The organism is Pseudonocardia hierapolitana (genome assembly GCF_007994075.1).
GTDB classification, from domain to species: Bacteria; Actinomycetota; Actinomycetes; order Mycobacteriales; family Pseudonocardiaceae; genus Pseudonocardia; species Pseudonocardia hierapolitana.
The window spans coordinates 8,602,423-8,611,731 of sequence record NZ_VIWU01000001.1; the positions used below are offsets into that span (position 1 = coordinate 8,602,423).

Genomic DNA, 9,309 nt, shown 5'->3' on the forward strand with positions numbered 1-9,309 from the left:
GAGGCCGGCAGCCTGGTCTTCATTCCCGCCGGGCTGGCGCGCTGCAACTGGAACGAGGGACCCGGCGCCGAGACCCATTTCGAGATGATCATTCCGCGCCGTCGCCCCTGCGCAGATCGCGATCATGGTCGACTCGCCCGCCGATATGCCGGTTGAGGACCGGACCGACCGCCGGGGTTCCGTGCGCCGGGTCGATCGGGCCGCCCTGGCCGAGCCGCTGCCCGGTCTGTGGATGCAGCCGCTCGCCGACCCCGAGTCCGGCTCGGACCGCACGGTCGTCAACTACATGGAAGTCGGGCCTGGTAGCGCCCGCCCTGGCATCCACACCCACGAGTTCGACCAGTACTACCTCGTCCTCGAAGGCGAGCTCACCGTCGAGGTCGCGCTCGAGAAGCACGTCGTCGGGACTCGTGTTGCCCGCCGACGTGCCGCACCGGCAGTACAACGACGGGGACGTGACCGAGAAGCACATCGCCGTGCTGGCACCCGCCCCGGAACCGGGCAAGCGGTTCGCATGCTGGGCGGCGGCGCCTGAACACCCCGCATCGGGCCTACCCTTCGCTCGTCGCGAGGGTGGCGAGCACCATCTGGCGCTTCTCCCGAAGCAAACCGATGCCTTCTCGGGCCGCTGCGCGGATGTCGGCCGGATCAGCGTGTTCGGGGCCGAGAAGCGCGGTCACCGCGGCGGCCATGACTTTGTCGGACGCGTCGACGGTGACGCCCCGCAGCACGGCTGCGCGGGTCGCGGTTTCAAGGAAGCCGGCCATGAGGGATTGGAGCGCGTAGGCCTGTTCCTCCAGGGCCCAGTCGGTCCGGGCGAGCCGGTGCTGCCGCCAGACCGGCAGCACCGTGTACACCAGCCCGACCGGCCCGAGCTGGTCCAGCAGTTCGCCGGCACGCGAGTGCCGAGCGAGGGCGCCGAGCAGGTCGGCGTCGCCGGCTTGCAGCGCGCGCACGAACGGGCGCTCGAGGGCGACCCGCGCCATCCGCGGGAACAGCCGGCGCGGTCGGGCCGCCTCTGGATCCGCAATCAACGTCTTGATCTCGTCGTCCACGACGGCCAGGAAGTCCCGGGCGAACAGCCCGAGCAGCAGGTCGTCCTTGGTCTTCCAGTACAGGTACGCGGTGCCCTTGCCGACGTGCGCCTTCTCGGCGATCTCGGCGATGGTCAGCCCCTTGACCCCGCGTTTGAGCACCAGCTCGCGGGCGGCGGCGAGGATCCGGGCGGCGGTGCCGGAGTCGTGTTCAGCTAGTTCAGCCATGGTCGCCTCCTTTCCGGTGCCGAGTACGGGCCCGCTGATGCGGATCTCGTCATCATGCTCGCGCGATGTCCGCTTCCTCCGGGCGACTCGGAGAGCCGGTCGGGCACCGCAACGAGTGTGTGCGAGGTCACCGAATGACCAGATGAGCAAACTGGTCAGTCTCACTAGCGTGGGGGCATGGACACGAACACGACATCGCGACAGCGGGCCCTGGTCGTCGGGCTCGGAATCAGTGGGACCGCCTCCGCGCTGCGACTGCACCGCGCGGGCTGGGACGTGGTCGTCCTGGAGAAGGCCCCCGAACGCCGCCGCGGCGGATACTTCATCGCCCTGTTCGGGACCGGGATCGCCGCCGCCGAACGCCTCGGCATCGCGGGTGCGGTGCCGGACCGCGCCGACCCGAGCGGAGCCTCCTACGACATCGACCGCACCGGGCGGCGCCGTCGCGGCCTGGGCTACGCGAACCTGCCCGGCAAGAATCGCCTGGTGGTGCGCGGCGACATCGAGGACGCCGCCTTCTCCGCCCTGCCCGACGAGGCCGAGATCCGGTACGCGACCGTGCCGACCGCGCTGGCCCAGGACTTCGACGGAGTGGACGTCGAGATCCGCGACCTGAACACGGAGACCACGACCATCGAGCGGTTCGACCTGGTGGTCGGGGCCGACGGCCTGCGCTCGACCGTGCGCAGGCTCGCCTTCGAACCCGAGCAGAACCGGACCCACCGACTCGGCTACATGATCGCGGCATTCAGCTTGCCCGAACCGGTACCCGGCTACCGCAAGCAGGACGGCCTCATCCTGGCCGAACCCGGCCGCTCGGTGTGGGTCTTCTCCTTCAGCGACCGGCCACCGACCGTGCTGTTCTCCTACCGCACCGACGACGTCGACGCGGAGTTCACCCGTCCCGCCATCGACTCGCTGCGCGCCGCCTACGGCCCCGAGCCCACCGGCTCGACCCTCGGCTGGCTGCTCGACCAGTTCGAAAAGGCCCCGGACCACCTGTTCGACTCAGCCGAGCAGGTGCACCTCGAACACTGGCACCGCGGCCGGGTCGTGCTCGTCGGCGACGCCGCGTGGTGCTTGACGCTGTACTCCGGGATGGGCGCATCCACCGGGCTGGCCGGGGCCGACCTGCTGGGCACCATGCTGGAACGCCACCCGGACGACGTGCCGGCGGCGCTGCGGGACTGGGAGGAACACCTGCGCCCGTTCATCGATTACCACCTGCGCAGCGGGGTGAGCATGCGTTCCTTCTTCACCCCGGCCAACCAAAAGGAACTGCTGCTCCGATCCGTGGTGAACCACCTGTCCCGGCTACCGATCGCCCAGAAGCTGCTCGCCAAGACGAAGACCGACAGCGCCGACGCGCGAATGAAGTCGCTGGACATCGCCGCAGCAGCAGCGTGAGTGCCACCGCGAAGCGACCATGACAGCGCTGGCCGAACACGACTCCCGCACGGCCGCCCGGATTCTCACCGCCGCCCGGGAACTCGTGCTCAAACGCGGGGTCAAGGGACTGACCATCGCCGAGATCACCGAGAAGGCGCACGTCGGCAAGGGCACCACCTACCTGTACTGGAAGACCAAGGAAGACCTGCTGCTCGGGCTGTTCGCGCGGGACTTCCTGGCCGGCGTGGACGACGAGATCAACGCTCTGACCACCGATCCGGACGCCGCCCGCCCACACCTGCTCTGCGTTGCGGATGGTCCGCAACGCCCTCGACCGCCCGTTCGCGCGCGCCCTGCTCGCGGGCGACGCCGACCTGCTGGGCGCCCTCGCCGGGCACCCACGCAGCAAGGAACTGCTCGACCGGCTCGGCCCTGCCGGGCTGATGGACACGGTGCTGCCGATCTGGCGCAAGTACCGGCTTGTTCGTACCGACTGGTCCCTCGACGCTCAGGCATACGCGCTGCAGGCGCTCATGACCGGGTTCATCCAGACGACCACCAGCATGCCCGTCCTGCGCGGCGTCCCGATCGACACCCCCGACACGGTCATGGCCGCCGCGGTGACCGCCCTGCTCGGCACCGAGACCGCCAGCCCGACCGATGTCCGCGCAGCCGCACAGCAAGGCGTGCAGCTGCTGCGCGAGCGGCGCGATGCCGTGCTCACCCTGATCACAACCAACCACGAGACGACGGAGAAAAAGTTATGACCCAGACGACCGAGACCACGATCGACCGCTACATCACGATCTTCGACCGTGCAGCCCGCGACCCGGCAGCACTCGAGGAACTTCGGTCGATCTTCGCGCCCGACGCCCCCGTGCAGCTCACCGACGAGCAAGAGCCGGTCACCGGGCTCACCGCGATCATGACCCTCTACCGGGGCATCACCGGATACATGGCCGACAGCACGCACTTCTGGACCACCACCGTGCTCGACGACGGCACGCTTGAGTACCACTGGGTCCAAGCAGCCCGCTCCACCGACGGCCGACTACTGACCAACAGCGGCATCGAGCGCGCGAGCGTCAACGCCGAGGGCCTCATCACCAACCTGCGCAACCAGATGGTCCCCCCGGACAACCGGCTCTGACCCGAGCGGACCAGGTCCACCCGTCCCGTACGCACAGACCGTGCTCTGTCACTCCGCACCCGGTCCGCTCCGGGACCGCATCCACTCGAAGGAACCGGCATGGACATCTACGAGTTGCGCACCTACACCATGGCCAGCCGGGAAGACCTGGACTTCTACAAGGACGTCATCTACCCCCGGCACCTGACCAGCTTCAAGGAGTTCGACATCCACCCGCACGGCTTCTGGACCAGCCCTCAGGACGAGGAGCCGCGGCTGTACGTCCTGGTCTCCGCACCGGAGGGCAGCGATCTCGCCGAGCTGGGCGAGCGGTACATGAACAGCCCCGGGTTCCGCAGCGATGTCGAAGGATTCGACGTGTCGAAGATCCGCCGGGTCGACACGCTGACACTGAACCCGACGGCCAGCTCACCCCTCCAGTAGGAACGCCGGACCCGGAAGCCGCCACGGCTCGCCGCGCGTCACACGGTCCTGGTGCGGTGCCGGCAGGGCGGAGGCGGGACTGTGCAGGCGGCGGTCGGCACGATAGAAGCTGCTGATACTCACGCCGTCCGAGCTTCCGGCGGCGCAACGATGAAGTAGCCTCCGACCAGCGCCGACGCGCGGCTCCCACCCGGCAGCGAGGCCAGGAGGTTCTGATGACAACGACCCGCCTGTCCACGACCGAGGCGGGGGCCGGCGCGGAGTTCGACTTCTGGGCGGACGCCATCTCGTCCACGTTCGTGCCGCTCGACTGCGCGCCCGCCGCCGAAGGCGCGTTCCATGCCGAGCTCGTCAGCACCCGTGCGGCCGACGTCCAGTTCACCCAGGTCACGGCCGCCCCGCATCGGGTCCTGCGAACCCGCCGGATGATCGCACGTGCCGACGTGGGCCACTACAAGGTAGGTCTGCAGCCCGCCGGCGTCGGCTGGATCAGCCAGGGCGGGCGCGACGCCGTCCTGCGGCCTGGCGATCTCACCGTCTACGACACGTCACGCCCCTACACGCTCATGTTCGACCGCGACCCGGCCTTCAAGACCTTCGTGATCATGGCCCCCGAACATCGCCTCGGGCTGCCACGCGCGTCGATGGAGCAGCTCGTCGCGACCACCATCAGCGGCCGCCACGGCCTGGGTTCCGTGGTGTCGCCCTTCCTCGCCCGGATCGCCGATCTGATGAGCGCCGGAGAACCCGCGCTCACCGCGCGGCTCGGGGTCAACGTCACGGACCTGCTGAGCACGCTCTTCCGGGAACGTCTCGAGCTGGGCTCGGTGGATCCCGAGACTCTGAGGAGTGCCCGGCTGCTCGCCGTGCAGGCCTGGATCGGCCGGCACCTCGACCAGCCCGATCTCAGCCCGGAGGCCGTCGCGACCGCCAACCACATCTCGGTGCGCTACCTCTACCGCCTCTTCGAGGCCGAGGGGACGACGGTCGGACGCTGGAGCAAGGAGCAGCGCCTCGAAGGGTGTCGTCGTGAGCTGGCCGACCCGTCGCTCGGACACCTCGGAGTCAGCGCGATCGGCGCCCGGTGGGGGCTCTCCGATCCCGCCTCGTTGAGCCGCGCCTTCCGGGCGATGTACGGGATGTCGCCACGTGACTACCGGGCGCAGGCGCTTCGTCCGGGTGTCATTGGACGCTGAGGTACGCGGCCGTAGTCGAACCATGGTGCTTCGGGGTCGGCCTTGAGACGCTCCCTTGCCGGGGAACCCAGCGCCACCCCACCGGTTCCGCCGCACATCATGGTGTGGCGGTCCGTCCGCGCGAGCGGGGACACGAAGACCACGAGGTCCAGACGCTCACTCGCACTGCCTCAGCGGGCCGTCGACGCTCTGTCCGCCCAGCGCGAGCGACAGCAAGCCCTGCGCGCGAAAACAGGGCCGCGTTGGAAGGAGCACGGCCTCGTGTTCGCCTCCGAAGTCGGCACCGAGACGAGCGCGGGCAACGTGCGCCGCGCAGTCCGGCGCATCCTCCGCGCGGCGGGCCTCAAGGCCGAGGAGTGGACGCCGCGCGAGCTACGTCACAGCTTCGTGTCGTTGCTGTCGGACGGGGGCGTGCCGATCGAGCGGATCTCCCGGTTGGTCGGCCATACCGGGACCACGGTGACGGAGAAGGTCTACCGGCATCAGCTCCGGCCCGTGATCGAGCACGGCGCGGTGGCGATGGACCGGATCTTCCCGGTCGCAGGGACGTAGTCACTCAGCTAGTCACCCGCACATGCAAAAGGGCCGGTGCACATGATCTGTGCACCGGCCCTGACCTGCGTGGGCGATACTGGGATCGAACCAGTGACCTCTTCGGTGTGAACGAAGCGCTCTCCCCCTGAGCTAATCGCCCGTGCCGTCGAAGACCTTACCTCACGCGAAGAAGGGGCTCTGCAACCAGGTCCAGTGTCCCAGCCCCACCAGCGATGCCACCAGGTAGAAGGCGTTGAGGAGGTACAGGGTGGCCGCGACCACGAGGCCGGTGAGGGCGAGCACGGCCAGGCGAATGATCATTGGCTGACGTCCGAGCCAGTCCGCCCAGGCGTCGTACTTGCCGCGGGCGAAGTGGAGCACGCGGCGCGCCCAGTGGAACTCGGTGGCGAGGATGGCGAGGCCGGCGAACACGACGAGCCAGCCCGGGCCGGGGTATGGGATCATGATCACACCCGCCGCGAGGACGAGCCCGCCCAGCACGGCCACGCCCACCCGGTAGGTCCGTCGCAGCGTGGCCTTCTCCTCGATGCGGGCGCGGAAGCTCAGCTTCTTCCCGTCCTCGGTGCCGCTCAGATCTCCACCTGCCTCGTTCGATCTCGGCCCCGATCCTACTGATCCGGCCCGGGGGCGACGGCCGCACGTCGCGCCTGCGGAACCGCTCGTCGCCGGGGACTGCGCCGTCAGAGTGACCGATGGCCCGTGTGGAGGGGACTTCACCCTTCGACCCGTCACGCCTTCCACGCACGGTCGTTTTCTGCATGACGAACCACGCGGGACCCAGAAAGAGGACGCACGATGCGCGACGAGCACACGGTCATCTGCTCACCGGCGGTGTTCGAACTGATCGCTCCGGACGCCCCGGCGGTGCCCGTCAACGTCGAACTGACCTACAGCAGCCGGGATCCCTACGCCGTCCAGGCGTCGTTCCGGACCGGCTCCACCACGGCGGTCGAGTGGGTGTTCGCCCGCGACCTCCTACACGACGGGCTGATCGCCCCGGCGGGTACCGGTGACGTCCGGGTCCAGCCGGTGCCGCTCAACCCGGGCAAGGTGCAGCTCGAGCTCTCCTCGCCGTCCGGCCACGCCGTCTTCACGACGTGCGCGCAGACGCTGGGCGACTTCCTGCACCGCACCTACCTCGCCGTGCCGTCCGGCCGTGAGTACGACTGGCTCGACTTCGACATGGCCCTCTCCGATCTCCTCAACGACCCGGCGCGCGACTAACGCGCAGGTCAGAGGCCCTTCGCGCATGATGAGGGGGGCGGTTTGATCCCCCCTCAGGGCCTGCGCTAAGGTTCTCTCATCACCGCAGCGGAAACGCTGCACACGCGGACGTAGCGCAGCTGGTAGCGCATCACCTTGCCAAGGTGAGGGTCGCGGGTTCGAGTCCCGTCGTCCGCTCGGAGGAACCTCGGGTCCCGTCGGACCTCCACGGATCGAAATCCACGGACCTCTCCAAGGACGAGGATCCAGACTCCGGCGGAGTGGCCGAGTGGCTTAGGCAAGGGCCTGCAAAGCCCTGTACGCGGGTTCGATTCCCGCCTCCGCCTCGGGCGATTAGCTCAGTGGGAGAGCGCTTCCTTGACACGGAAGAGGTCACTGGTTCAATCCCAGTATCGCCCACCGCAGTAACACCAGGTCAGCCCCGGTATCACCGGGGCTGACCTTTTTTCGTGCCAGCTGTGTGCCAGACGCCCCGTGTGCCATCCGTCGGATCCACGCGCCCCGGTCACCCTGGACCACGAGCCGTGGGATGGGACGGGCCAGCTGGTCCAGCTCGCTCAGGTCGACCTTCACCAGGCGGGGACCGACCCGGTAGCCGGTGAGCCTGCCTTGGGCGATGTAGCGGCGCAGCGTCCGCGTGGAGACGTCGGCGTAGGCCGCGCCGCCGACAGGCCGACGAGTTGGCGCGTCCCCTTCACACGTCGCGCCGTGTCGGCTCTGGACGCCCTCGGCACCCCGCTCCTCTTCCCTCGCCCATGCTCGCGGCCTTCGGGAGGTGCCACCGTCGGCTCCGCACGATCCTCGGCGCTGCGGTTGCGCGTGCGGTCAGCTCCTGAGTTAGGTCTCGGCGATCGAGTTAGGTTCCTAACCTCCCCCACGGGACCGCCATCCACGGCGTCTACCTGCGGATAGTTAGGAAAGTTAGGTTGTGTGAGGTGTCCCGTCCAGGCTTCAGCGGCCCCTAGATCAGGGCTGTCTCGTCGACCTCGCTGGCACCTAACCGACCTCACTCGCGCATCCCTGGGGCTACTCATCGTCGGCCCCACGGGCTGCGGTCCGTTGGCGACTCGACTACGGATTGCCAGCGGGTCGACCGGGTAGCGGTTGCCGGTCGACGGCACCTTGATGCCGTGGTCGCGCTCCAGCACCTCGCGCAGCTTCACGCCGGTCAGGCGTCGATACGACTCGTCATTCGGCGCGAGGTCGCGCAACCGTGCCGGGACGTCCGCTGCAGGAACGCGCACGTTGGCGAGAACCGTGGCGAGGTCGTCGAGCAGATCACGGCGCTCGCTCACAGCATCCACGTCGTCCGTCTCCGCCTGGATCTCAGCACGGGCTGTGCGCTCGTCGAGATAGCTCATCGCACGCTCGATGACCTCCGCGGCTGCATCGGGACGAGCCGAGGACCCGCGACCCCGGGCGCTCACCGGGTTCCGGGCGGGGGTGCGGGTTCTCGCAGACCGGGAGAGGAGCGCTGCGGATCCAGCCGGTGAGGTGACCTGGTTCGGTCCCGGTGCTGCTCGTGGGCGGCAGCCGGGACTCGATCATCCCGATCGAGCACACAGTGGCTGCTCACAACCTGCTGCCGGGCAGCAGGCTGCAGATCTTCGAGGGGGCGGGGCACTTCCCGCACGCCGAGCAATCGACTCGGTTCGCCGAGCTGACTCACTTCCTCACCGACACCAGGGCGGCGCAGTCGGACCTGCAATCACTGCGCCGTCGCCTGCAGTCCTCCGCAGGCCTGCACTCCCCCGCGGACGTCCCAGTCGCCTGACGAGCATCGTCGAGGCCCTGCCTGCCGGGCCTGCTCGCCGACCACGGTCGCCCGCCAGGGGCACGATGACAGGCAAGCGGTAGAGCCAACCCGACGTGACCGGCCACGAGTGGTGATCAGTGGGCTTGCGGTTGCTTCGGATGCCAATCGAGGCACACGACTGTGGCGACATCGCTGCTCTCGCCGTTGCACGACTCGGTGACGGACCGGCATGAGTGACCGGCTTGCGCCTAGTTAGTTGTGCCGCATTGCCGCGATCCGAGTTAGGCCACGTCCTCGTCAGAGGTCGACCGCCTCGAAGGTGGACTTGTTGGCGGTAGGCGTGCGGCGATCTCC

General features: G+C 68.8%; 11 protein-coding genes, 4 tRNA genes and 1 pseudogene. 12 read left to right on the forward strand and 4 right to left on the reverse strand.

All coding sequences use genetic code 11. The features are described 5' to 3' along the window. Positions 1–88: 88 nt before the first annotated feature. Both FHX44_RS40595 and FHX44_RS40600 read right to left on the reverse strand, forming a co-directional pair. The gene (locus FHX44_RS40595) at positions 89–397 is read right to left on the reverse strand and encodes a hypothetical protein (protein ID WP_147260610.1); all 309 of its coding nucleotides are present in this window, start codon (positions 395–397) and stop codon (positions 89–91) included. A 154-nt stretch (positions 398–551) separates the two neighbouring features. Continuing rightward, on the reverse strand, positions 552–1,412 hold the full coding sequence (locus tag FHX44_RS40600) for a TetR/AcrR family transcriptional regulator (protein WP_246170863.1): 861 nt from the start codon (positions 1,410–1,412) through the stop codon (positions 552–554). A gap of 27 nt (positions 1,413–1,439) precedes the next feature. Between FHX44_RS40600 and FHX44_RS40605 the strand changes: the two genes are divergently transcribed. From FHX44_RS40605 to FHX44_RS40630, 7 genes and pseudogenes are all read left to right on the forward strand, one after another. Further along, positions 1,440–2,669, forward strand: coding sequence for an FAD-dependent monooxygenase (locus FHX44_RS40605; RefSeq protein WP_147260611.1), 1,230 nt, complete (start codon positions 1,440–1,442; stop codon positions 2,667–2,669). 19 nt (positions 2,670–2,688) lie between these two features. Continuing rightward, positions 2,689–2,805: pseudogene (locus FHX44_RS43690) on the forward strand (TetR/AcrR family transcriptional regulator); the annotation flags it as partial. Between the two features lie 160 nt (positions 2,806–2,965). Next, on the forward strand, positions 2,966–3,418 hold the full coding sequence (locus tag FHX44_RS43695; RefSeq protein WP_246171072.1) for a hypothetical protein: 453 nt from the start codon (positions 2,966–2,968) through the stop codon (positions 3,416–3,418). Then, positions 3,415–3,801 (forward strand): nuclear transport factor 2 family protein, encoded by a 387-nt coding sequence (locus FHX44_RS40615; protein WP_147260612.1) that lies wholly within the window; start codon positions 3,415–3,417, stop codon positions 3,799–3,801. The genes FHX44_RS43695 and FHX44_RS40615 overlap by 4 nt, the downstream gene beginning before the upstream one ends. 99 nt (positions 3,802–3,900) lie before the next feature. Continuing rightward, positions 3,901–4,224 carry an NIPSNAP family protein gene (locus FHX44_RS40620; RefSeq protein ID WP_147260613.1) on the forward strand — a complete coding sequence of 108 codons (324 nt, stop codon included), beginning with the start codon at positions 3,901–3,903 and terminating at the stop codon, positions 4,222–4,224. 215 nt (positions 4,225–4,439) lie between these two features. Then, complete coding sequence (locus FHX44_RS40625) at positions 4,440–5,420, forward strand: AraC-like ligand-binding domain-containing protein (protein WP_147260614.1); 981 nt, start codon at positions 4,440–4,442, stop codon at positions 5,418–5,420. Between the two features lie 99 nt (positions 5,421–5,519). Beyond that, positions 5,520–5,972, forward strand: a complete 453-nt coding sequence (locus FHX44_RS40630) for a tyrosine-type recombinase/integrase (RefSeq protein ID WP_147260615.1) — start codon at positions 5,520–5,522, stop codon at positions 5,970–5,972. 70 nt (positions 5,973–6,042) lie between these two features. Here FHX44_RS40630 and FHX44_RS40635 read toward each other — a convergent pair. Then, positions 6,043–6,114, reverse strand: a tRNA-Val gene (locus tag FHX44_RS40635). Between the two features lie 20 nt (positions 6,115–6,134). After that, on the reverse strand, positions 6,135–6,548 hold the full coding sequence (locus FHX44_RS44400; RefSeq protein WP_147261882.1) for a TIGR02611 family protein: 414 nt from the start codon (positions 6,546–6,548) through the stop codon (positions 6,135–6,137). 222 nt (positions 6,549–6,770) lie between these two features. On the opposite strand from FHX44_RS44400, the gene FHX44_RS40645 reads away from it, so the two are divergent. From FHX44_RS40645 to FHX44_RS40670, 5 genes are all read left to right on the forward strand, one after another. Next, positions 6,771–7,199 carry an SsgA family sporulation/cell division regulator gene (locus FHX44_RS40645; protein WP_147260616.1) on the forward strand — a complete coding sequence of 143 codons (429 nt, stop codon included), beginning with the start codon at positions 6,771–6,773 and terminating at the stop codon, positions 7,197–7,199. Positions 7,200–7,303: 104 nt separating this feature from the next. Beyond that, positions 7,304–7,376, forward strand: a tRNA-Gly gene (locus tag FHX44_RS40650). 77 nt (positions 7,377–7,453) lie between these two features. Further along, a tRNA-Cys gene (locus FHX44_RS40655) sits at positions 7,454–7,525 on the forward strand. 1 nt (position 7,526) lies between these two features. Then, positions 7,527–7,598, forward strand: a tRNA-Val gene (locus FHX44_RS40660). Positions 7,599–8,721: 1,123 nt separating this feature from the next. Next, positions 8,722–8,973 carry an alpha/beta fold hydrolase gene (locus FHX44_RS40670; protein WP_425469174.1) on the forward strand — a complete coding sequence of 84 codons (252 nt, stop codon included), beginning with the start codon at positions 8,722–8,724 and terminating at the stop codon, positions 8,971–8,973. The last annotated feature ends 336 nt before the right edge of the window (positions 8,974–9,309 follow it).